Origin of the sequence: Chryseobacterium indologenes (genome assembly GCF_002025665.1) — a bacterium.
GTDB classification, from domain to species: Bacteria; Bacteroidota; Bacteroidia; order Flavobacteriales; family Weeksellaceae; genus Chryseobacterium; species Chryseobacterium metallicongregator.
Map to the genome: position 1 here is coordinate 1835310 of NZ_CP018786.1, position 22040 is coordinate 1857349.

General features: G+C 36.8%; 19 protein-coding genes. 14 read left to right on the forward strand and 5 right to left on the reverse strand.

The genetic code is table 11. The annotated features are described in order from the left end of the window. Positions 1 to 17: 17 nt before the first annotated feature. From BUE84_RS08250 to BUE84_RS08260, 3 genes are all read right to left on the reverse strand, one after another. Complete coding sequence (locus BUE84_RS08250) at positions 18 to 1598, reverse strand: MFS transporter (RefSeq protein WP_079241215.1); 1581 nt, start codon at positions 1596 to 1598, stop codon at positions 18 to 20. A 172-nt stretch (positions 1599 to 1770) separates the two neighbouring features. Further along, the gene (locus BUE84_RS08255) at positions 1771 to 3150 is read right to left on the reverse strand and encodes a porin (RefSeq protein WP_079241216.1); all 1380 of its coding nucleotides are present in this window, start codon (positions 3148 to 3150) and stop codon (positions 1771 to 1773) included. A 242-nt stretch (positions 3151 to 3392) separates the two neighbouring features. Continuing rightward, entirely contained in the window at positions 3393 to 3809 is a 417-nt protein-coding gene (locus BUE84_RS08260; RefSeq protein WP_079241217.1) for a helix-turn-helix domain-containing protein, read from the reverse strand. 160 nt (positions 3810 to 3969) lie between these two features. On the opposite strand from BUE84_RS08260, the gene BUE84_RS08265 reads away from it, so the two are divergent. The 8 genes from BUE84_RS08265 (at position 3970) to argH (ending at position 12752) form a co-directional block, all read left to right on the forward strand. Continuing rightward, the gene (locus tag BUE84_RS08265) at positions 3970 to 4659 is read left to right on the forward strand and encodes a GNAT family N-acetyltransferase (protein WP_079241218.1); all 690 of its coding nucleotides are present in this window, start codon (positions 3970 to 3972) and stop codon (positions 4657 to 4659) included. Next, the gene (locus tag BUE84_RS08270; protein ID WP_079241219.1) at positions 4631 to 5827 is read left to right on the forward strand and encodes an argininosuccinate synthase; all 1197 of its coding nucleotides are present in this window, start codon (positions 4631 to 4633) and stop codon (positions 5825 to 5827) included. Before BUE84_RS08265 ends, BUE84_RS08270 begins: the two co-directional genes overlap by 29 nt. A gap of 52 nt (positions 5828 to 5879) precedes the next feature. Beyond that, positions 5880 to 6848, forward strand: coding sequence for an N-acetyl-gamma-glutamyl-phosphate reductase (gene argC / locus BUE84_RS08275; RefSeq protein WP_079241220.1), 969 nt, complete (start codon positions 5880 to 5882; stop codon positions 6846 to 6848). 111 nt (positions 6849 to 6959) lie between these two features. Further along, on the forward strand, positions 6960 to 8099 hold the full coding sequence (locus BUE84_RS08280) for an aspartate aminotransferase family protein (protein WP_079241221.1): 1140 nt from the start codon (positions 6960 to 6962) through the stop codon (positions 8097 to 8099). A 200-nt stretch (positions 8100 to 8299) separates the two neighbouring features. Further along, positions 8300 to 9256 (forward strand): N-acetylornithine carbamoyltransferase, encoded by a 957-nt coding sequence (locus BUE84_RS08285; RefSeq protein WP_079241222.1) that lies wholly within the window; start codon positions 8300 to 8302, stop codon positions 9254 to 9256. A gap of 68 nt (positions 9257 to 9324) precedes the next feature. Next, positions 9325 to 10119 (forward strand): acetylglutamate kinase, encoded by a 795-nt coding sequence (argB, locus tag BUE84_RS08290; protein WP_079243890.1) that lies wholly within the window; start codon positions 9325 to 9327, stop codon positions 10117 to 10119. After that, entirely contained in the window at positions 10094 to 11176 is a 1083-nt protein-coding gene (locus BUE84_RS08295) for a M20 family metallo-hydrolase (protein ID WP_079241223.1), read from the forward strand. The genes argB and BUE84_RS08295 overlap by 26 nt, the downstream gene beginning before the upstream one ends. Positions 11177 to 11447: 271 nt before the next feature. Then, on the forward strand, positions 11448 to 12752 hold the full coding sequence (gene argH / locus BUE84_RS08300; protein WP_079241224.1) for an argininosuccinate lyase: 1305 nt from the start codon (positions 11448 to 11450) through the stop codon (positions 12750 to 12752). 444 nt (positions 12753 to 13196) lie between these two features. Here the strand turns inward: argH and BUE84_RS08305 are convergent, their stop codons facing one another. Further along, positions 13197 to 13658 carry an Lrp/AsnC family transcriptional regulator gene (locus BUE84_RS08305; RefSeq protein WP_002980286.1) on the reverse strand — a complete coding sequence of 154 codons (462 nt, stop codon included), beginning with the start codon at positions 13656 to 13658 and terminating at the stop codon, positions 13197 to 13199. A 240-nt stretch (positions 13659 to 13898) separates the two neighbouring features. Between BUE84_RS08305 and BUE84_RS08310 the strand changes: the two genes are divergently transcribed. From BUE84_RS08310 to BUE84_RS08335, 6 genes are all read left to right on the forward strand, one after another. Beyond that, on the forward strand, positions 13899 to 14789 hold the full coding sequence (locus BUE84_RS08310; RefSeq protein ID WP_079241225.1) for an aspartate carbamoyltransferase catalytic subunit: 891 nt from the start codon (positions 13899 to 13901) through the stop codon (positions 14787 to 14789). Positions 14790 to 14956: 167 nt separating this feature from the next. Continuing rightward, the gene (locus BUE84_RS08315; RefSeq protein ID WP_079241226.1) at positions 14957 to 16030 is read left to right on the forward strand and encodes a carbamoyl phosphate synthase small subunit; all 1074 of its coding nucleotides are present in this window, start codon (positions 14957 to 14959) and stop codon (positions 16028 to 16030) included. A 160-nt stretch (positions 16031 to 16190) separates the two neighbouring features. Then, complete coding sequence (carB, locus tag BUE84_RS08320; RefSeq protein WP_079241227.1) at positions 16191 to 19373, forward strand: carbamoyl-phosphate synthase large subunit; 3183 nt, start codon at positions 16191 to 16193, stop codon at positions 19371 to 19373. 118 nt (positions 19374 to 19491) lie between these two features. Next, the gene (locus BUE84_RS08325; protein WP_079241228.1) at positions 19492 to 19929 is read left to right on the forward strand and encodes a hypothetical protein; all 438 of its coding nucleotides are present in this window, start codon (positions 19492 to 19494) and stop codon (positions 19927 to 19929) included. Positions 19930 to 19943: 14 nt separating this feature from the next. Further along, positions 19944 to 20780: a hypothetical protein gene (locus tag BUE84_RS08330; RefSeq protein ID WP_079241229.1), complete on the forward strand. Its 837-nt coding sequence runs from the start codon at positions 19944 to 19946 to the stop codon at positions 20778 to 20780. Between the two features lie 203 nt (positions 20781 to 20983). Beyond that, the gene (locus BUE84_RS08335; protein WP_079241230.1) at positions 20984 to 21484 is read left to right on the forward strand and encodes a hypothetical protein; all 501 of its coding nucleotides are present in this window, start codon (positions 20984 to 20986) and stop codon (positions 21482 to 21484) included. A gap of 144 nt (positions 21485 to 21628) precedes the next feature. On the opposite strand, the gene BUE84_RS08340 is transcribed toward BUE84_RS08335, so the two are convergent. Beyond that, the gene (locus tag BUE84_RS08340; protein ID WP_079241231.1) at positions 21629 to 22030 is read right to left on the reverse strand and encodes a nuclear transport factor 2 family protein; all 402 of its coding nucleotides are present in this window, start codon (positions 22028 to 22030) and stop codon (positions 21629 to 21631) included. Positions 22031 to 22040 lie beyond the last annotated feature (10 nt).

Consider the following 22040-nt stretch of genomic DNA (forward strand, 5'->3'; position numbering starts at 1 on the left):
TTTGAGTGATTCAGTACCTAATCGTGAAGATTATTGTTCTTATTTTTAAGATAAAACAATCCGATAACCAAACATACTGTTGCAACCCCAATCGGGTACCAAAGCCCTTCTAAGTACCATGTTGCATGTCCTGCTTCTTTTCCTGTAGTGACCAGATAAGTTGCCACTGCCGGAAGAAGTCCACCGAATACTCCGTTTCCAATATGATAAGGCAATGACATTGAAGTGTATCGGATTCTTACAGGGAACATTTCAACAAGGAAAGCTGCAATAGGGCCATATACCATTGTTACAAAGATCACCTGGATGAATACGAGGAAAATCAAATACCATTTAGTATTATCACTCAATTTTAAACTTTGAGAGACTTTGGCTTCCTCAGCTTTTCCGTCTTTCATGACAACTCCTGCAGGCGACCAGTGAACAATACTGTCTTTTTTGATTAAGGTTCCATCGGTATAAAGAGTTTCCTTGTGAAAAGTAACTAAACTGTCTGTTGCGATGTCATTATGAATTTTTGCCGTTCTTTTTTCTGTAATTCCATTAGCTGCAACTGTTTTACTTTCAAGGTTTACACTCTTGAACATGCTGTCGTAAATAGGTCTGTAGGCTAAAATAGCAACCAGCATTCCGGTCATCATCACTGCTTTTCGCCCAATTTTATCAGACAGCCATCCGAAAAATACAAAGAAAGGAGTTCCTAAAAATAAGGCTGTTGCCATTAGTGAGTCTACCTGTGCAGATTCTACATTCATTACCTTTTGAAGGAAGCTCATTGCGTAGAACTGACCTGTATACCAAATTACCCCTTGTCCCATCGCAGCTCCAAATAAAGCCAATAAGACAAACTTGAAGTTATATTTATTTCCAAAACTTTCTTTTAACGGATTTTTAGATGTTTTACCTTCACTTTTAGCTTTGGCAAAAAGAGGAGATTCCTTCATGTTTTTTCTGATGACATAAGAAACGGCAACCATTAAAATCGAGATCCAGAATGGAACTCTCCATCCCCAGGTATCGAATTCTTCTGCAGACAACGTTGTCTTAGTAATGAGAATGACAATTAATGAAATGAAAAGTCCGGCTGTTGCAGTAGTTTGGATCCATGATGTCCAGTAACCTCTTCGATGAGGTTGGGCGTATTCTGCAACGTAGGTGGCGGCCCCTCCATATTCTCCTCCCAGAGCAAGTCCCTGCAGTAATCTTAAAATTAAAACCAAAACCGGAGCCATAAAGCCAATGGTTTCATAACTTGGAATACATCCGATCAGGAAAGTGGAAAATCCCATGATCAGTAAAGTAACAAGGAAAGTATATTTTCTCCCGATAATATCTCCCAGTCTTCCGAAAAATAACGCCCCAAAAGGTCTTACCACAAATCCGGCAGCAAAAGTAGCCAGGGTAGATAAAAATGCGGCAGTAGGATTATCGGCAGGGAAAAATTTGGTAGCTAAAACAACGGCCAAGCTTCCAAAAATGTAGAAGTCGTACCATTCTATTAATGTTCCGAGGGATGAGGCAGTGATTACGCTCCAGATGGTGCGGTTTTTCTGCCTGTCGGTCATATTTTCGTAGCTTTCGTGATGATTTTCGCTCATATCGATTAGTTTTTGATGTTATGGGAATAGGATTTTAAATTGATTTTTTTAAACCATTAAGGGCTTTTAAGGGGTTAAGAATAATTAAGGCATAACTGAAGTTATTATTAAGGTGAATGCTTTATCCATCTTTGATGGAGCTTAACTTATCTTAATTTTAATGGGTCAAGTTTTATAAATAGATTTGAAACTGTACAATAAATTCCCCTTTAGAAGATGGGCTTTCTGTAGGACTTGTATAAATAGGCCTTGTTGAATATTGTGTGGTTATTTTTGCATGATGTCCGTCTATGAACCAGTTGGCGCCTACATCAAACTGTGATGAAGATTTATCAAAAGCCTCAAAACTCTTGTGCGTATAAGCGGCAAAAGGCTGTATTCTGATTTTTGGCTTTTCTGCCTGACTTGGTAAAAGTAAACCAGCCTGTGCGTAGATAATATTACCTGTTCCGATAGTCGGTTGTAGATTTCCTGGTCCTGCAATGGCTTTATTGCCGATGAAATTAGGATCTGATGCTCCAATATTCATCGTTCCCAGATTTCTTATATAGTTCGGTCCGAAATTGTAATTATAATATCCTGCATATGCTGAAACAGCCATCTTGTTTTTCGCTTCTCCCAGGGGAATATCTGCGAAAGCATCTACTGCAAAAAGAGTAATGTCGTGTTTCTCAATGTTTGAATTCACGGAAGTTCTTGTTCCGTCAGCCTGATGATAAAAACCTGCGCCTACATTGAAAACCTTTTTTGTCCCAAGGTAAGAGCCTACTTTGAAAGGTAATGCGTTGGATTCTTCGTCAAGAAATTGATATTCAACATATCCTGCTTTTGAAAAACTGGGATTTCCGTTGTTGTCTACTGCGATAGCCTTTGAAGGATCTGTTACATTCACAGGTGTAAGGTCAGTAGCGAAAGGTTTATTTAAACTGAAACGATATTCCAGTTTTCCGTATTTTCCTTTCGCAAACATTCCCAGTTGTCTTGCAAACTGGTCGGAATTGTCAATCAGTGGCCATGAAAAAACAGGTGAATCTAATGTGAGGAAATTAAGGGTAGAAGCCATGGTCATACGGGAAAGCCCCATGTAGTAATGAAGACCTGCTCCTAAAGTTAAACTGAATTTTCCTGCTTCTCCAGGTAAAATAACTGCATATTCGTTCCAGGCATCATGAAAAAATAATTGTGTTTTCTTTCCGTTTCCATAACCTCCTGTACCTGAAGTGCCTGTAGCACCGCCATTGATGAACGTCTGATTGTTAATCCCAAAATGGAGTAGGATCATATATCTTTTAGAAATTTGCGCATAGGTTAAAGCTCGTAATCGTCTGTTTCCCAGGCTCCATGAATTGTCGGTAGGTTCTCCTCCTACCATGGTTCCGGGGTTCATAGAAGTGTTTCTTAGCCAAAACTGGTCCCATAAAATAAATCTGACGAATTTATCACCGTTTTGGTTGAGGTTAATTTTTAAGCCATTGCCATAATCAGGAGAGCCTTGTGAGTAGGCAGAACTGCTGATTAAGGCTAATCCAATGAATGTAAGTAATTTCTTCATAAATTATCAATTTTTGGCGTTGTTTTTTGTGAATGCCAAATTGTAATTAATAATTTATTTATGAAAATTTAATATATATTAGTGGTAATAGTATAGTTATGGGGTGTTTAATGTTATATGGGTTCGGATTTCGAGATCCGGGATTTTAATCTAATCGGTTTGTAAGTATTTGATATTAAGAAACATAATTAAATATAGTGGCTCGCGCCTCGTATCCCGTAACTCGCACCTTGCGTCCCGCACTACTTCTTAAACCTTTCCCACTTAATCAGCATGTATTTATCTGCAAACTGAGTAATGATAATCCCTGAATTTTTAATGTTTTCTTCTTTGGCAATATAGTCAATCAACTCATTTTGTTTTAATATCTTATAAACAGGATGGAATTCAGAATGAGGAGGTCTGGTAATATTGTACTTTTTAATCCATGAACTTATTGTAACGTGTGAAACTCCGATAATTCTTTCAATTTCACGGTAGCTTAAACCTTCCAGATAGAGCTGAAGCGCTTTCGTGACATAATAATCATCAATTTGTTTTCCCAGTTTTTTGACGGTAAAATAATAGTTGCAGTTTTTGCAGTGGAAGCGTTGTTTTTCATTGATGATGCCGCTTTTTACTACTTTGCTGCTGTTGCATTTAGGGCAGGTATTTTCCATAACTATATTATTTTAGCAAATATATAATAAATTAGCAAATGTATATTTTTTAATAAAGATAATTTTACCTGTTTAAAATTTTAAACCAAAAAAAATATCTTTTTTATTTGGTTTTTAAAGAAATTATATTTTAAATTTGCCAAAAAAATTAGATAAATAAATGGAAATAGAAATTTCCTCATGCGAACATTTAATGTATGTGAGTGAAATACAGCAGGAAATGTACGATTCTGCACAGCGTAGAGGGACGGGTATCGCAAAACGTTCTATAGAATATTTGAGTAAGAAGATTTCAGAAGGCAATGCTGTGGTAGCCACTGAAAACGGTGAGTGGGTAGGTTTCTGTTATATAGAGACCTGGTCACATGGGAAGTTTGTGGCTAATTCGGGATTGATTGTGTCACCGAAATTCAGGAACGGAGGAGTAGCTACTCAGATTAAGCAGAAAGTTTTCCAATTATCTAGAGATAAATATCCGGATGCAAAAGTATTTGGTTTGACAACAGGTTTGGCGGTGATGAAAATCAATAGTGATTTAGGCTATAAACCGGTAATTTATTCTGAACTGACTCAGGATGAGGAATTTTGGAATGGCTGCAAAAACTGCGTGAACTATGAGATTTTAATGATGAAGGAACGCAAAAACTGTCTGTGTACAGCGATGTTGTTTGTTCCTGAAAATGATAAAAAAAAAGATGAGGTAGTAGATAATCTACCTGAAAATAAATATAATGGAACGAGTCAAGGTGATTTTGGGTATGCTGCTCAGAATTCTATTGGAGAGTTTCAGATGACAATTAATAAAAATAAAAAGAGTCCAGATGAAAAAGAAAGTCATCTTAGCGTTTAGCGGAGGTTTAGATACTTCCTATTGTGCTAAATATCTTAGTGAAACACTAGGGTATGAGGTGTATGCAGTTACTGTAAATACCGGAGGTTTTTCAAAAGAAGAAGAAAAAGAGTTGGAGAGAAAAGCTTTAAACCTTGGGGTGAAGGAATACAGGTGCGTAAACGCTCAGGAAGATTATTATAATTCATGTGTGAAATATTTGATTTTCGGGAATGTACTGAAAAATAATACCTATCCTCTTTCCGTAAGCGCTGAACGTACCATTCAGGCACAGGAAATTGCAAAATATGCGATTGAAGTAAAAGCAGATGCAATTGCACACGGAAGTACAGGAGCTGGAAATGATCAGGTTCGTTTTGATCTAATCTTTCAGGTGATGTGCCCAAATATTGAAATCATTACACCCATCCGTGATATGGCTTTGTCCCGTGAGGAAGAGATTGAATTTTTGAAGGAGCACGGATATGAAATGGAATTCCATAAGGCACAATATTCAGTGAATAAAGGTCTTTGGGGAACTTCGGTAGGAGGAAAAGAAACATTGACTTCCAGAAATTATCTTCCGGAAGAAGCTTTTCCCTCTCAGATTAAAGAAACAGAGCCTTCAGAAATGGAGATCGAGTTTAAAAACGGAGAAGTGATCGGAGTGAATGGAGAAAGCTTTGAGCATTCTGTATATGCAATTCAAAAAATAGAGGAATTAGCTTCACCGTATGGAATTGGTCGTGATATTCACGTAGGTGATACCATTGTTGGGATTAAAGGACGAGTAGGATTTGAAGCAGCAGCGGCATCGGTGATTATCAAAGCGCATCATTTATTGGAAAAGCACACCCTTTCAAAATATCAGCAAATGATGAAGTCTCAGTTATCCGACTGGTATGGAAACTGGCTTCACGAAGCACTTTTTTTAGATCCTGTGATGAGAAATATTGAGTCTTTCTTAGTGGATTCTCAGAAAACAGTAAGCGGAAAAGTATTTGTGACTCTTCACCCATACAGATTTATTCTTAATGGAATTGAATCTGCTCATGATCTGATGTCTGATAAATTCGGAAGCTACGGAGAAGCCAACAGAGCGTGGTCAGGAGAAGATGTGAAAGGATATACGAAGATTGTAAGTAATTCTTTAAATATATACCATCAGATTAACCAGAATATCAACTAGTTCCGAAAGGACAATGTAATGAAAGGCAGCATAAAATTCTGCCAGAATCAAAATGAAGAAAACAGTAGGAATCATTGGTGCTAACGGTTATACAGGAAGTGAGCTGATACGCTTACTGGCTTTTCATCCCCATGTGACATTGAGTTTTTTATATAGTCGTTCGAATTCGGGAACAAGAATTTCGGATCTGTACCCGGATTTAACGACAGTTTGTGAAATGGTTTTGACGGACAAATCTGGAGACGTAGATATTCTTTTTCTGTGTCTTCCCCATAAAGAAAGTCAAAACTGGTTAACTCAGAATTCTGTTAAAGATGAAACGCTGGTGATTGATCTTGGAAACGATTTCCGTTTGGAAGGAAATTTCGGAAAGAGAGATTTTATCTACGGATTGCCGGAAATCAAAAAAAAACAACTGGTAGGTGCTAAAAGTATTGCGAACCCGGGATGTTTTGCTACGGCCATTCAATTGGCTTTATTGCCATTGGCAGAAAAAAGAGTATTAAATGAAGTTTTTACTACAGGGATTACAGGTTCTACAGGGGCCGGACAGTCTCTGCAGGCAACCACTCATTTTACCTGGAGAAATGATAATGTATCAGCCTATAAAACATTAACTCATCAGCATGTAGATGAGATTTTGCAGCAGCTGAACTCATTCAATAATAAAAAAGAAGTAAACCTGAATTTTGTTCCATGGAGAGGAGATTTTGCAAGAGGAATTTTTACAAGTTCCACCATGAAGACGGATCTGAAGCTGGAGGAAATAGAACAATTGTATCAGGATTTTTATGCGGAGGAGCCTTTCGTTACGGTAAGTAGAAGGGCAATTGATTTAAAGCAGGTTGTCAATACCAATCGCTGTGTGATTCAGATCGAAAAGAGTGGAAATGTTGTCGTTATTCACTCAGCGATTGACAATTTGTTAAAAGGTGCTTCAGGACAGGCAGTACAGAATATGAATCTGGCAATGAACTGGGAAGAAAATGCAGGGCTGAACCTGAAACCGATAGCATTCTAATTTATTAATAAGGTAGAAGGTTGTAGATGATAGGTTGCAGTAGTGTGAAGAATAACTTTAGATCTGCAGGCTTTCAACCATCAACCATCAAACTAACAACTAGCAACAAAAATGAATTTATTCAACGTATATCCATTATTCAACATAAATCCGGTAAAAGCTCAGGGATCTTTTCTTTGGGATGATAAAGGAGAGCGGTATCTTGATTTTTACGGAGGTCATGCTGTGATTTCTATTGGTCATAACCACCCACATTATCAGAACAAACTGAAGGATCAGCTGGAAAAAATATCTTTTTATTCCAATTCGGTTCAGAATGAATTACAGACTGAACTGGCGGAAAAGCTGGGAAAACTTTCAGGATATGAAAATTATAACCTTTTCTTATGTAATTCAGGAGCTGAAGCCAATGAAAATGCTTTAAAACTAGCATCGTTTCATAATGGGAAAAGCAAAGTGCTTTATTTTTCCGGTTCATTCCATGGAAGAACTTCTGCAGCTGTTTCCGTAACAGATAATCCGAAAATTGTGGCTCCGGTTAATTTTTCAGAAAGATTCATCAAATCAGACTGGAATGATGTGCAGCAGCTTGAAGAAACTTTTGAGAAACAAGGAAATGAAATTTCTTCTGTTATCATTGAAGGAATTCAGGGAGTAGGCGGAATTATGATTCCTACCCCGGAGTTTTTATCTAAAATTAAAGAACTGTGCGACAAGTATGATGTTGTTCTTATTTTGGATGAAGTACAGTCAGGATATGGAAGAAGCGGATATTTCTTTGCTCATCAGGAGTTTGGAGTAGAAGCGGATATTATTACAACCGCAAAAGGTATGGGGAATGGTTTCCCTGTAGGCGGAGTTTTAATTCATCCTAAATTTCAGGCAAGCAATGGTTTGCTGGGAACTACATTCGGAGGAAATCATCTGGCTTGTGCCGCTTCAATTGCTGTTCTGGATGTCATGAAAGATGAAAATCTTATCGAAAATGCTCAGAAAATGGGCGAGTATATCGAAAATGAAATTAAAGATTTACCACATATTAAATCCATCCGAAGGAAAGGATTGATGATCGGAATAGAACTCGACAGAGACTGTTCAGAAATAAGGAAAAGCTTATTGTTCGATCATCATATTTTCACAGGAAACTCTAATGATAAAAGTGTCTTAAGGATTCTTCCTGCACTGAATATCAAACAAGAGGAAACCGATCTTTTCATCAATGCCCTGAAAATGGTATTGGGGAAGATTTAAACCGCAAAAGCCACAAAAGAATTTAAACACTTAAGTGATTTTAAGAAAATACTAAACGCTTAAGAAGTATCCTTAAGTTTTCGAAAATCTTTGATTTTCTTCTTATGTGAGCTTATATATTAAAAAAAATAAACTTTTGTGCCTTTTGTGGTTAGATCAACAATTAATGTGTAAACAAAATCTTTAAAATCAATTTTAAAATGAAAAAATTTACCTCTGTAAGTGATGTAGAAAACTTACAGGAAATCATAAAAAAAGCTTTACAAATAAAAGCAGATCCCCTTACTGAAACAGAAAAAGGAAAGGGAAAAACAATTGGACTTGTATTTTTAAATTCAAGCTTAAGAACCCGTTTGAGTAGTCAGATTGCAGCGCAAAATCTAGGGTTGAATGTTTTGACATTAAATGCAGCACAGGAAGCGTGGAATTTAGAGTTTGCTGATGGAGCTGTAATGAACGGTGACACTGTAGAACATATCAAAGATGCTATTGAAGTTTTAAATCAATATTGCGATATCATTGCAGTGCGTTGTTTCGCAGGGATGAAGAGCAAAGAAGATGATGTGAATGAAAGTATCTTAAGCCAGTTTGAAAAACATGCAAAAGTTCCTGTTGTTTCTTTGGAATCTGCAACACGCCATCCGCTGCAAAGTCTGGCAGATTGTATTACCATTACAGAAAACTGGAAAAAAGACCACAAACCCAAAGTGGTATTAACCTGGGCTCCACATATCAAACCTATTGCCCATGCCGTTGGAAACTCTTTTGCAGAATGGATGCAGGAAATGGATGTGGAATTGGTGATTGCAAACCCTGAAGGGTATGATTTGGATAAAAACTTCACAAAAGATGTGAAGGTGATCCATGACCAGGATGAAGCCCTAAAAGATGCAGATTTTATCTATGTGAAAAACTGGTCTTCCTTTGATGACTATGCTGCAATGCCTGAAGTAAAAGGGGATTGGATGCTTACGAATGAAAAATTAGCCAATACGAACGCTGCGAAAGTAATGCACTGTCTTCCGGTTCGTCGTAATATAGAGCTGAGTGATGAGGTGATGGATGGAGATCATTCTATCATCTATCAACAGGCTAAAAACCGAATTTTCTCTGCACAGGCAGTGTTTAGTGAAATTTTAGATGAATTAAAAGCCTGAAATAATCCTTGTCAAGGTTTTAAAAATTGACAGGGGTAGAAAGAGGTAAGGATCTCAAAAAGTTGACAATGAAAGAAAAGTTATACATCATAAAAATTGGAGGAGCTTTAATTGATGATGAGGAATTATTAAACCAATTCTTAGAACAATTTTCTGAAATTCAGGAAAAAAAGATCCTTGTTCATGGCGGTGGAAAGCTAGCAACAACACTGGCAGATAAACTGGGTATCGAGCAAAAAATGATCAACGGAAGGAGAATTACGGATAAAGAGACACTGGATATTGTAACGATGGTATATGCGGGAGGAATCAATAAGAATATTGTTGAAAAGCTGCAGCAGAAAAAATGCAATGCCATTGGATTCTCAGGAGCGGACGGAAATCTGATTAAAGCTAAAAAAAGAGAACATCCTGAAATCGACTTTGGATTTGTGGGGGATATCAATAAGAAAAGCGTGAACAGAAAGCTGGTTTCAAAACTCATCAAGCTGGATCTTGTTCCTGTATTTTCTGCGATTACCCATGACAGAAAAGGGAATCTTTTCAATACCAACGCAGATACCATTGCTTCTGTGATTGCACAGGCTTTGTCAGAAAAATATGAAGTTGAACTGTTGTATTGTTTTGATAAAGAAGGCGTTTTAGAAGATGTAAACGATCCGGAATCCGTGATTAAAAGTGTAAATGAGGAAGAGTTTACGGTATTAAAAGAAGAAGGGAAACTTCACAAAGGGATTTTACCCAAACTTGAAAATGCTCTTGGAGCGATAAAAAATAATGTAGATAAAGTGTTTCTGATTAAAGAGACACAATTGAAAAATCATATAGAAAATCATCATGCAGGAACTGAAATCTGTTTATAATAAAGAAGAGCTATTGAATAATGCAGTCGGATTGCTTAAAAATTTGATTGAGATTCCTTCATTCAGTAAAGATGAGTTCAATACGTCAGTAGAAATTGAGAATTTTTTCAAAAAACATCAGATTCCTACTAAACGTTTTAAAAACAACATCTGGGCAGTGAATAAACATTTTGATGTATTTAAGCCTTCCGTTTTACTGAATACTCACCATGATACGGTAAAGCCCAACAAAGCCTATACGCTGGATCCGTTTATTCCTATTGAAAAAGAAGGTAAGCTGTTTGGTTTGGGAAGTAATGATGCCGGAGCTTCTTTGGTTTCTATGGCTCAGGTTTTTTTACATTTTTATGATAAAGAAGATTTAAAATATAATTTAGTTATTGCTTTGACGGCAGAGGAGGAGATTTCAGGATTTGATGGAATTGAAGCCTTATTTCCGCAGCTACCCAATGTAGAACTCGCTATTGTAGGAGAACCCACGCAGATGAATCTGGCGATTGCAGAAAAAGGACTTCTTGTAATTGATGGAGAAATGAAAGGGACTCCTTCTCATGCCGCTCATCCTAATGATGATAACTCGATTGTAAAATGTATGGAGGATCTCCAGAATATTTTAGCTTTTAAATTTCCAAAGGTTTCAGAATATCTGGGCGAAGTGAAAGTTACTTTATCTGGAATTCATGCAGGGGTACAGCATAACGTTGTTCCTGAGTCCTGCAATTTCACACTGGATGTAAGGGTAACAGACGAATATTCCAATCAGGAAGCGTTTGATATCATTCAGTCTCAGATGAAGTCAACGTTAACAGCAAGATCGTTCAGACTGAATTCCTCCAAAATCGAACTGGATCATCCGTTTGTAAAATCAGGAGTTGAAACCGGAAGGACCACCTACGGTTCACCAACTTCTTCTGACCAGGCGATTATCCCATGTACATCGGTGAAAATGGGGCCTGGAGACAGTAGGCGCTCTCATACTGCAGATGAATTTATCTATATCCATGAAATAGAAGAAGGAATAGAAATCTACATCAGAGTTTTAGAAAAAGTGTTATAAAAGAGAGAAGTTAGAAGCTAGAGACTGGAAGTTAGTAAGAAAAAGACCATATGAGGTTATAACTAATTTCTAACATCTAATTTCTAATCTCTGAAATATATGTTTTGACTCCGCCCGGCAGGCACTAGAAGTTCAGTTTTTAATAAGATTTATGCAAAAAGAAAATTAGAAATGAAGGCTTTACATAAGGAAATGTTTTTTTATAGTTAATAGTAATAAGGATTGCCTTGCTGGGCTTGTCAAAACCCATCAGTATTTTAAATCAAAGAATATGAAAAAAATATGGCAGAAGGATGACCTTGCCACCAATATATTAGTCAATAACTTTACAGTCGGTAAAGACCTTGACTTTGACGAACGTTTAGCGAAATATGACGTAAAAGGTTCTATGGCCCATTGCACAATGCTGGCAGAAACCGGAATTATTACAAAGGAAGAATCAGAACAGATGTTATCTGTTTTGAATACTATTTTAAATAAAATTGAAGAAGGTAGTTTTGAAATTGATAAAGATGCTGAGGATATCCATTCTCAGGTAGAAGCCATTCTTATTGAAGAATTAGGCGATACAGGAAAGAAAATCCATACAGCGAGATCACGAAATGATCAGGTTTTACTGGATATAAAATTGTACTTATTGGATGAAATCCGTGAAATTACAGCACTTACAGACGAATTTTTCCAGATTTTAATTCAACTGGCAGATCAGCATAAAAACGTTTTGCTTCCAGGGTATACTCATTTGCAGATTGCGATGCCTTCATCATTTGGATTGTGGTTTGGAGCTTATGCCGAAGCGCTTTTGGATGATGTGGAAATGCTGTTTTCAGTAAAGAATATCATTAATAAAAATCCATTAGGATCAGCGGCTGGTTATGGTTCGTCTTTCCCAATCAATCGTGAAAGTACCACTTATAATCTAGGCTTCCAGTCGATGAATTATAATTCGGTATATGCTCAGATGACCCGTGGAAAGTCGGAAAAAATGCTGTCAATGGCAATGGCTACTTTAGCAGGAACGCTTGGGAAGTTTGCTTATGATGTATGTTTGTATCTAAGCCAGAATTTTGACTTCATTAGTTTTCCAAAGGAATTTACTACAGGAAGCAGTATTATGCCTCATAAAAAGAATCCGGATATCTTTGAGCTGGTTCGTGCACGATGTAACAGAATTCAGTCACTTCCCAACGAATTAATTCTTTTGACAAATAATCTGCCTTCCGGTTATCACAGAGATGTACAACTGACGAAAGAAATACTTTTCCCTGCGATAGACTCTTTAAAAGAATGTCTGGAAATCCTAAATTATACTTTACCGAATATTAAGGTAAAAGACGGAATTCTGGAAGATGAAAAGTATAAATATCTTTTCAGTGTAGAAAAGATTAATGAAGAAGTGAAAAACGGAAGTTCATTCCGTGATGCTTATGTAAAAGTAGGGCAGGAGATCGAAAACAACGAGTTTGAATTTGAACCTGGAAATCTTGAACATACCCACCAGGGAAGTATCGGGAATCTTTGCCTGGATAAAATAGAATATCAGTTCAATAAACTGAAAAATAAATTATTGGGTTAGAATCTAAGCCGTTAAGGTCATCAAAACTTAGGCACTGTCAGTAGAATTCTAAAAGTAATTTTTAGCCTGCTGTCTTTTCGTTTGTGAACCTTAATCTTTAATAAATCTTAATTGCTTAAGTGATCTTAATGGCTGGATTGTAATTCCGCTCTTTGAATTTGATGATTGATTATCTTGAACTATTAAGGAAGATGAAGATTTTAAGATAAGTTAAGAAAATCTGCTGTATAAAATTTTATCGGAGATAAAATCTTTGCGCCCTACAACATGAAGTTTATGAATTTCTTTTGCGTCTTTGCGTTTTCTAACAAAATACGAGTTTATAAAAGAAGTTGGTATACGCAAAGGCGCAAAGATAATTATTTGAGTTAATTTTTAAGGCACAAGAAAATCCTTGATTTTCAGCAAGAAGTTTAAATCAGTTTTGGTTTAAAAACAGAAGAGTTATTCCAGATCAATTTTAAACTTGGTAGATTTTTTTACCTCATGAAGTACAATTGAACTGTGGTATTGCCCGATATTAGGAATGTTTGAAATGACATTAACAGCAAATTCGTTATAAGAATTGATATCTTTGGCAATGATCTTCAACATATAGTCATACTCTCCGGAAAGACTGATGATTTCCTGTACTTCATCATATTTCCCAATGTGATTCTCAAAGGTTTCCAATACTTTCTTGGATTGTTCCTTAAGGCGGACATTACAGTAAACTACAATATTTAAACCCAGTTTTTCACGGTTTAAAAGTCCTACATACTTCTGAATGATTCCTTGCTTCTCCAATTGTTTGATTCGCTCATACGTAGGAGTAAAGGTAAGACCTATCTTTTCGGAAATTTCTTTAACCGATAGTGTAGAGTCTTCCTGAATAATACTGAGAATCATTTTGTCTTTTAAATCCATAAATAAAGTTGTGTGCTAACAAAAATATTAATTTTAAATGAGAATAAGGAAAGACTGAAGTTTTTAATTTATTTTAAACATAATTTTTGTAGGTTCATAAAATTGTTGTATCTTTGCACCTAATGAATAAAAAAGCATTTATATCATTAGATTTACCGGGCGAAAGCGCCCTTTACGATATTTATTGTTATTAAGCGAAGATAGTTGTCTTCGCTTTTTTTATGCCCAAAAATTAGAATTATGTTTACGATTACAGAACTAAGCACCGAGAGAATCAACAGTATACTGACAGAAGCACTGGCTTTTGCGAACGGTAAAACTGCTAAAATTGAAGGAGAAGTTTTTTGCTCAAACCTTTTCTTCGAAGACAGTACAAGAACGAAAACAAGTTTTGACCTTGCAGAAAGAAAACTGGGATTGCAGGTAGTTCCTTTTGATGCGTCACACAGTTCGGTAAACAAAGGGGAAAGCCTTTATGACACCGTAAAGACGATTGAAAGTATAGGAGTAAACCTTGTGGTAATACGAGATAAGAAAGACAGATACTTTGAAGAACTGAAAAATATTAAAATTCCAGTAATCAATGGAGGAGACGGAACAGGAAACCATCCTTCACAGTGTATGCTGGATTTGCTGACCATCTATCAGGAATTCGGAAAGTTCGAAGGATTGAAAGTGGGAATTGTAGGCGATGTAAAACATAGCCGTGTAGCAAACTCAAATGCGGAGGCTTTAAGAAGATTAGGCGCTAAAGTATACTTCTCAGGACCGGAACAATGGTTTGACGAAGGAGCCTTAATCAACGGGACTTATATGTCAGTAGATGAACTGATCGGCGAAGTGGATGTTTTAATGTTATTAAGAATCCAACACGAAAGACACGATGCCGCAATGAGCTTCACCGCTTCAGAATACCATAAAAGATATGGACTGACGAAAGAAAGAGAAAAGGTCATGAAAAAAGAAGCCATCATCATGCACCCGGCTCCGATCAACAGAGGAGTGGAAATAGATTCAGATCTTGTAGAATGCGAAAGATCAAGAGTCTTTAAACAAATGGAAAACGGTGTTTTCGCCAGAATGGCCATTTTAAAAGAAGCGTTGGAAAGCAAAGGGCATACTTTTAAATAAGAGCCAGGGTGAAAGTAAGAAGTTAAAAGGTAAAGAGCCCCGTAGGGGCGACCTGTTAATAGCAATGGGTGAAGCCCATGGAAATAAAAAGGATTTAGATAATCCAAGCCCTGTAAGGGCGACCTGTTAATGATATATAAATAAATAATAAGAGATAATAGTTTAAAATGAAGAAAAAATTAATACTGGAGTCCGGTGAAGTGTTTCATGGAGAAGGTTTCGGAGCAGAATTGGAAACTGCAGGGGAAGTAGTTTTCAATACCGGAATGACAGGGTATCAGGAATTGATCTCTGACCCATCATACTGCGGTCAGATAGTTTGTATGACCTATCCGCTTATCGGAAATTATGGTATTAACCGTGATGATTATGAAAGTATCGAGCCGGCAATTAAAGGGCTTATCGTAAAAGAACTTTGCGATCTTCCTTCCAATTTCCGTACTCAGATTACTTTAGATGAATTATTTAAAAAGAAAAACCTTTCAGGAATTTCAGGAATCGACACAAGAAGACTGACAAGAGTTCTTCGTAATTATGGAGTAGTAAAAGGAAAAATTGTAAACGCAGATGCTGATGAAGCTGCAGTGGCTTCTGAACTGAAAACAACAACTTTTCCAATCAATCAGGTAGAGGAGGTTTCTACAAAAACACCTTACGCCAACCCGAACAGAGGTTTCAAAGTAGTATTGGTAGATTTCGGTGCAAAACTGGGAATTATCAGAGAATTGTCTCAAAGAAACTGTGACATCATCGTAGTTTCTCAGGATACTACTGCAGAAGAAATTCTATTGATGAATCCGGATGGAATTATGTTGTCAAACGGTCCTGGTGATCCGGAAGATGTACCACACGCTTTAGATATGATCAGAGGGTTATTAGGAAAAGTTCCCATCTTCGGAATCTGTTTAGGACACCAATTGATTGGTCTTGCTTGTGGGGCGAAAACTTTCAAACTGAAATTCGGACACAGAGGAGGAAACCACCCGGTATTGGATCTGGAGAAGAACACCGTAGCAATCACATCTCAAAACCATGGATATGCTGTAGATCAGGAAAGTTTAAAAGGAACAGACCTTATCGAAACACACATCGCCTTGAACGACAGAACAAACGAAGGATTAAAACATAAAATCCACCCTTGTTTCTCAGTTCAGTATCACCCTGAAGCGAGCCCTGGCCCTGAAGATGCAAACTACCTGTTTGATGAGTTCATTCAAATGATGGAGGACTTTAAGAAGTAAAACGGTACAATTGTCATTCTGAACGAAGCAATAGCGTAGTGAAGAATCTCTATAAAGTATGTTTAGATTCCTACGGAATGACAAAGTGTGTTAATTCAATTTAAATAAAGCACAATGCTAAAAGTCTAAGCTCAAATTTTTAGCATCTAAAAAAAGAAAAATGGCAAAACGTACAGATATAAAAACAATTTTAGTAATCGGTTCAGGACCTATTATCATTGGTCAGGCAGCTGAATTTGATTACGCAGGAACGCAGGCTTGTCTGTCTCTGAAAGAAGAAGGCTACAAGGTAATTTTGATCAATTCAAACCCTGCAACAATCATGACGGATGTGGAAATCGCTGATAAAGTATATATCGAGCCGATTTCATTACAGTTTGTAAGCCACATCATCAGAAAAGAACGTCCGGATGCATTATTACCAACATTGGGAGGTCAGACAGGACTGAACATGGCGGTAGAATTGGAGAAGTCAGGAATTCTTGAAGAGTGCAAAGTGGAAGTATTGGGAACAAAGCTTTCTGCCATCAACAGAGCTGAAGACAGAGATCTTTTCCGTGAGTTGATGAGAGAATTGAATGAGCCGGTTCCGGAATCTGATATCGTAAACACGGTAGAAGGAGCACTTGCTTTTGCAGATGAAATAGGATATCCTGTAATTGTTCGTCCTGCCTTTACAATGGGAGGTACCGGAGGAGGTATTGCTTCTACAGAAGCTGAATTGAAAGAGATTGCTGAATTGGGACTAAAACACAGCCCGGTTACACAGTGTCTTATTGAAAAATCAATCGCAGGTTTCAAAGAAATTGAATACGAAGTAATGCGTGATGCAAACGACAACGCCATTGTGGTTTGTAACATGGAAAATATAGATCCGGTAGGAGTTCACACAGGAGATTCTATCGTAGTAGCACCTTCTCAGACGCTTTCAGACAGAGAGTATCAGTTACTGAGAAATGCTTCCTTAAAAATCATCAGAGCGCTAGGAATTGAAGGTGGATGTAACGTACAATTAGCTTTAGATCCGCATTCATTCGACTACTATATTATCGAGGTAAACCCTAGAGTATCCCGTTCATCAGCGTTAGCAAGTAAAGCAACAGGGTATCCGATTGCAAAAATTGCTGCTAAAATCGCTGTAGGATTAACACTTGATGAAATCATGAACCCGGTAACAGGAAAAACATACGCATGTTTCGAACCTGCTCTTGACTATGTGGTAACGAAATTCCCAAGATTCCCATTCGATAAATTCGAAACGGCGGACAGAAGACTTTCTACTCAGATGAAAGCAACAGGAGAAGTAATGGCGATCGGAAGAAACCTGGAAGAATCTTTACAGAAAGCGATCCGTTCATTAGAAACAGGAATCAAGCATTTAGGATTAAAAACTAAGCAGGCGGAAGCGCTTACTGCTGAGGAAATCGAGAGAAGAATCAGAGTATGTGATGATGAAAGATTGTTCATTATCGGAGATGCTTTAAGAAGAGGATACGACTGGGAACAGATTGTAGAATGGAGTAAAATCGACAAGTTCTTCATCTGGAAACTGAAAAAACTAGTTGACTTCGAAAAAGTAATCGCTGAAAACAAATTCGATAAAGAAACATTAATTGAAGCGAAGAGATTAGGTTTCGCAGATATCAATATTGCTGTTCTTTGGGATGTAAAAGAACGCGAGGTTTTCAACTTCAGAAAAGAAAACGGAGTAATGCCGGTGTACAAAATGGTAGACACTTGTGCTGCTGAATTTGAATCTGAAACCCCTTATTTCTACGGAACTTACGAAGAAGAAAACGAAAGTGTTGTTTCTGACAAAGAAAAAATCATCGTACTAGGTTCAGGACCTATCAGAATCGGACAGGGAGTTGAGTTTGATTACGCAACAGTTCACTCAGTATGGGCAATCAAAGAAATGGGTTATGAAGCGATTATCATCAACAATAACCCAGAAACAGTTTCTACAGACTTCTCTATCTCTGATAAACTATACTTCGAGCCGCTTACAGAAGAAGATGTAATGAACATCATCGAGCTTGAAAAGCCTAAAGGAGTAGTGGTACAGTTCGGAGGGCAGACTGCAATTAACCTTGCCGATAAATTAGCCTCTCACGGAGTACAGATCTTAGGAACTTCATTAGAAGATCTTGACAGAGCTGAAAACAGAGATAAATTTGAAAAAGCACTTCAGGAACTGGGAATTCCTCAGCCAAAAGGAAGAACTTCAACTTCGAAAGAAGAAGCGATAAAAATTGCTAACGAAATCGGATATCCGGTATTGGTGCGTCCAAGCTACGTTCTTGGAGGGAGAGCGATGGAAATTGTATACGCAGAAGCAGAACTGGCTCACTACATGGAGCATGCGGTAGATGCAAGTCCTGAGCACCCTGTATTGGTTGACAAATACATGGTAGGAAAGGAAATTGAAGTAGATGCCATCTGTGACGGAGAAACTGTAGTGATTCCAGGGATTATGGAGCACATCGAAAGAGCGGGAGTTCACTCCGGAGACTCAATCGCAGTATATCCACCACAAAATATTTCTCAAAGTGAGATTGATACTTTGGTAGACTATACGAAAAGACTGGCAAAAGGACTGAAGGTGATCGGATTAATGAACATCCAGTACGTTCTTTTCGAAGGAAACGTCTATGTAATCGAAGTAAATCCTCGTTCTTCAAGAACAGTTCCTTTCTTATCTAAAATCACAGAGGTTCCTATGGCTAACCTTGCAACAAAGGCAATCTTAGGACAAAAACTGAAAGACTTAGGATACGAAAACGGATTGGTTCCAAACAAAGAAGGAGTATTTGTAAAAGTTCCGGTATTCTCTTTCTCTAAACTAACGAAAGTTGACATCTCTTTAGGCCCTGAAATGAAGTCTACAGGAGAAGTTATGGGGAAAGATACAACCCTTGAAAAAGCATTGTACAAAGGATTGGTTGCCGCAGGAAGAAAAGTTCCTATGCACGGATCTATCCTGTTCACAGTAGCAGATAAGCATAAAGACGAAGCAGCAGCTCTTGCAGCAAGATTCCATGAAGTAGGATTCAGAATCTGGGCTACGGAAGGTACTGCGAAATTCTTTGAAGAAAAAGGAATTCCTTGCAAAATAGGATACAAAATCGGAGAAGAAGATGTAAACCTTATCGACCTTATCCAGAAAGGAAAAGTTCAGTATGTTGTAAACACTACTACAAAAGGTAAACAAGCCGAAAGAGACGGATTCCAGATCAGAAGAATGAGCGTTGAAAACGGAGTTCCTTGTTTAACTTCAATGGATACGGTAGAAGCGATCTTAAAAGTAATCGAAAGCATGAGCTTCAAAATGGAGACGATGTAATTTCGAACAGAAATAAATACTTAAGTTCCGCAAGTTTTCTTGCGGAATTTTTTTATCATTTAATCTAAACAGAGAGGAATCTGTTTATTTTTGCAAAAACCAAGTAAGATAAAATTATATGAATGCAATTATTAAAGGAGTTTTAAGTGTTGTTTTTGTGCTTGTATTTTGGGGATGTTCGATACCAACAGATTTTTATATTCAAAATTTAACAGAAACAAAAAAAACAGTAAAAATTAATTATAAAAAAAGAATGGTAAAAGAATTATCTGAAGGTTCTTATGGTGCATTTAGTTTCAATTATGAGAATGATATTGTACAGCCAAAATTTTTCAGAAAAACTAAAAATCTAAAATCTCTTGAAAAAAAGATGGACAGCTCTGGTGTTATGCTGGAAATCAACCCCCATTCAACAGTACGGATTGAAAAAACACATAATTTTATGTGGAAATGGTATATTGTTGATGTTGAAATTGACGGACAAAAATATAGTATAGACGAAATAGCCAAAAAATCTGAGAACGTTAAAGATGATTATATTTTTAAAATTGAATAAAGAAAAAAGTTATAATGGATAAAAAAGCCATAAAAATTTTATTGAAAACCATAAAAAGTTCTCAGGATGAGAGTCTAAACGACTGGTTTTATTGGGAAACCTATATGCAATACATCACCGAAGATGATTTTGAGTATGCAAAGAAGCAGTCGGTAATGTATGATCAGGAAGAAATAAGCCATGATGAAATTTGCCGTAGAATTAAAAAAGCTGTTGCTAATATTACAAAGCAGGACGTTGTTGATGCCTTTATTTACAGCCTGAGTACAAGGCAGTTGGAATACCGTTCATTCTTGTCCAGCTACTGTATTGCCCAAAGTCTGACTGAGCATAGCTTTACACCAAGCCCACAACCTAATGAAGGTATCTGTGCGGTGTGTGGCATTCATGCTTATGAATTTGAAGATCCTATCGAATTCAATACGATCAATTATTTCAAGTATAAAGATGGAGCCTGTTTTGATAATTTAATTCAGGTTTTATTTGATGTAGAACAATTTCCAAAGCTTCCGGCTGTCAAACCCAATGAAAATGATTACAGCATACTCAATGAACTGAAAAAAATCATGGAGACAACAGATCCAAACGACAGAATTTCTCAACTCAAAAAGAAAATTTCTAAAATTTTCAAATCAAATGATGAAGAACGGTTAGGAGTATTGGAAATTTTAGGAATCATTGGAATTTTACATGATGATGAGCATTTTGGATATGCAGATCATTACATTACCTATCCTGAAAGAGAGCACAGACCTATAAGAAATGATGATGTTGGTTACCCTGCGAGATGGTGGCAGGGAAAATTCGGGATTGATAATGAAAAGTGGGAGTATTGGTTCGGAACCAAATAATAAGCTGGAGGTTGTACAGTTACATATTTGAAGCAAACTTTCATTATAAAAAAGATTCTCAGAATTAATTCACAATAGTTTTTATTCTATCATCTTAAAAGTAGATTATGTTTGAAGAATTATTTATAAATTAGAGCGTTAAAATTCAAGCTGTTATTGCTATTTAAAAACTAATAAAAACTTCACCAAATCAAGATATAACCATGGCAGAATATTACGCAAAATCAAGCAATTCTTTATCTTTTGAAGTCACAAAAGAAGAGACATTAATTGGGAAACTTACTTATACAAGCTGGTTTAAATTTAATGCTGCCATTGAAATTGCAGAGGGTCAGAGCTATCAGGTAGAGCCAAAAGGTTTTTGGGGAACCACCATTGAACTGAAAGACCATGAAAGAGTACTTCTGAAATTCAGAATGAACTGGAATGGTGAAATTGTGGTACAGACTTATTTTGATGGCATAAAGAATGGTTATCTTTTTAAACACAGAGGGATTTTTAAAGAATCATTTGTCCTTACAGATCAGGAAGGTGTAGAACTGATGATCATAAAGCCACATCTGAAATGGACTTCCATGAATTACGAATACCAGATTACCACCTCTGATGCCTTTGAGACATTTTCGGAAAAAGAAATCGTTTTAATTAATGCTCTACACTGTGCCAATTACTATATGTCTATGATGGCTTCTGCTGTGATATAAAAGTTCATCTTACACTTCAACAGAAATAACTCCTAATTTTATCAAATAGAGTGCCTCAAAAGTCGAAGAATTCGACTTTTGTCATTCTGACGAAGGAAGAATCTCATTAATAGTCTATTTGTTATCAAAACAGAGAGTTCTTAACTACTTATCCAAAGCCTTTGAAACCGCCAGACTATCTTCCAATAGTCTGTAGCGTATAATTTTATTATTTTGAATGCACATCTGTATACAGAATAAAGACTCTACAATTTTGCTTGTTTCAAGCATTTTCGTTACAAATTCTCCTGTAATCACGGCATTTTCATCATCGGTAAAAATATGATCAATTTTTGCAGAAACAGGTTCTGTATTTTTCCATAGCAGTTCAAAAAATTCGGCGACTTCCTGTTTATTATTTCTTACTCCCAGCCAGGCCACTTTTTGCTCATCACCAGGTATATACCAATCCACGGTATCAGAAAAAAGGTTGGTTAATGCTATCAGATTTCTTTCCGACATGAACTGTAAAAATTGTTGAATGGTTTCTTGGATGTTGCTGCTCATTTTTTGAAAA

What these genes read in the sequence shown, in the direction of transcription:
- BUE84_RS08250 (WP_079241215.1), bottom strand. Translation starts at nt 1,598, where the DNA reads ATGAGCGAAAATCATCACGAAAGCTACGAAAATATGACCGACAGGCAG.
- BUE84_RS08255 (WP_079241216.1), bottom strand. Translation starts at nt 3,150, where the DNA reads ATGAAGAAATTACTTACATTCATTGGATTAGCCTTAATCAGCAGTTCT.
- BUE84_RS08260 (WP_079241217.1), bottom strand. Translation starts at nt 3,809, where the DNA reads ATGGAAAATACCTGCCCTAAATGCAACAGCAGCAAAGTAGTAAAAAGC.
- BUE84_RS08265 (WP_079241218.1), top strand. Translation starts at nt 3,970, where the DNA reads ATGGAAATAGAAATTTCCTCATGCGAACATTTAATGTATGTGAGTGAA.
- BUE84_RS08270 (WP_079241219.1), top strand. Translation starts at nt 4,631, where the DNA reads ATGAAAAAGAAAGTCATCTTAGCGTTTAGCGGAGGTTTAGATACTTCC.
- argC (WP_079241220.1), top strand. Translation starts at nt 5,880, where the DNA reads ATGAAGAAAACAGTAGGAATCATTGGTGCTAACGGTTATACAGGAAGT.
- BUE84_RS08280 (WP_079241221.1), top strand. Translation starts at nt 6,960, where the DNA reads ATGAATTTATTCAACGTATATCCATTATTCAACATAAATCCGGTAAAA.
- BUE84_RS08285 (WP_079241222.1), top strand. Translation starts at nt 8,300, where the DNA reads ATGAAAAAATTTACCTCTGTAAGTGATGTAGAAAACTTACAGGAAATC.
- argB (WP_079243890.1), top strand. Translation starts at nt 9,325, where the DNA reads ATGAAAGAAAAGTTATACATCATAAAAATTGGAGGAGCTTTAATTGAT.
- BUE84_RS08295 (WP_079241223.1), top strand. Translation starts at nt 10,094, where the DNA reads ATGCAGGAACTGAAATCTGTTTATAATAAAGAAGAGCTATTGAATAAT.
- argH (WP_079241224.1), top strand. Translation starts at nt 11,448, where the DNA reads ATGAAAAAAATATGGCAGAAGGATGACCTTGCCACCAATATATTAGTC.
- BUE84_RS08305 (WP_002980286.1), bottom strand. Translation starts at nt 13,658, where the DNA reads ATGGATTTAAAAGACAAAATGATTCTCAGTATTATTCAGGAAGACTCT.
- BUE84_RS08310 (WP_079241225.1), top strand. Translation starts at nt 13,899, where the DNA reads ATGTTTACGATTACAGAACTAAGCACCGAGAGAATCAACAGTATACTG.
- BUE84_RS08315 (WP_079241226.1), top strand. Translation starts at nt 14,957, where the DNA reads ATGAAGAAAAAATTAATACTGGAGTCCGGTGAAGTGTTTCATGGAGAA.
- carB (WP_079241227.1), top strand. Translation starts at nt 16,191, where the DNA reads ATGGCAAAACGTACAGATATAAAAACAATTTTAGTAATCGGTTCAGGA.
- BUE84_RS08325 (WP_079241228.1), top strand. Translation starts at nt 19,492, where the DNA reads ATGAATGCAATTATTAAAGGAGTTTTAAGTGTTGTTTTTGTGCTTGTA.
- BUE84_RS08330 (WP_079241229.1), top strand. Translation starts at nt 19,944, where the DNA reads ATGGATAAAAAAGCCATAAAAATTTTATTGAAAACCATAAAAAGTTCT.
- BUE84_RS08335 (WP_079241230.1), top strand. Translation starts at nt 20,984, where the DNA reads ATGGCAGAATATTACGCAAAATCAAGCAATTCTTTATCTTTTGAAGTC.
- BUE84_RS08340 (WP_079241231.1), bottom strand. Translation starts at nt 22,030, where the DNA reads ATGAGCAGCAACATCCAAGAAACCATTCAACAATTTTTACAGTTCATG.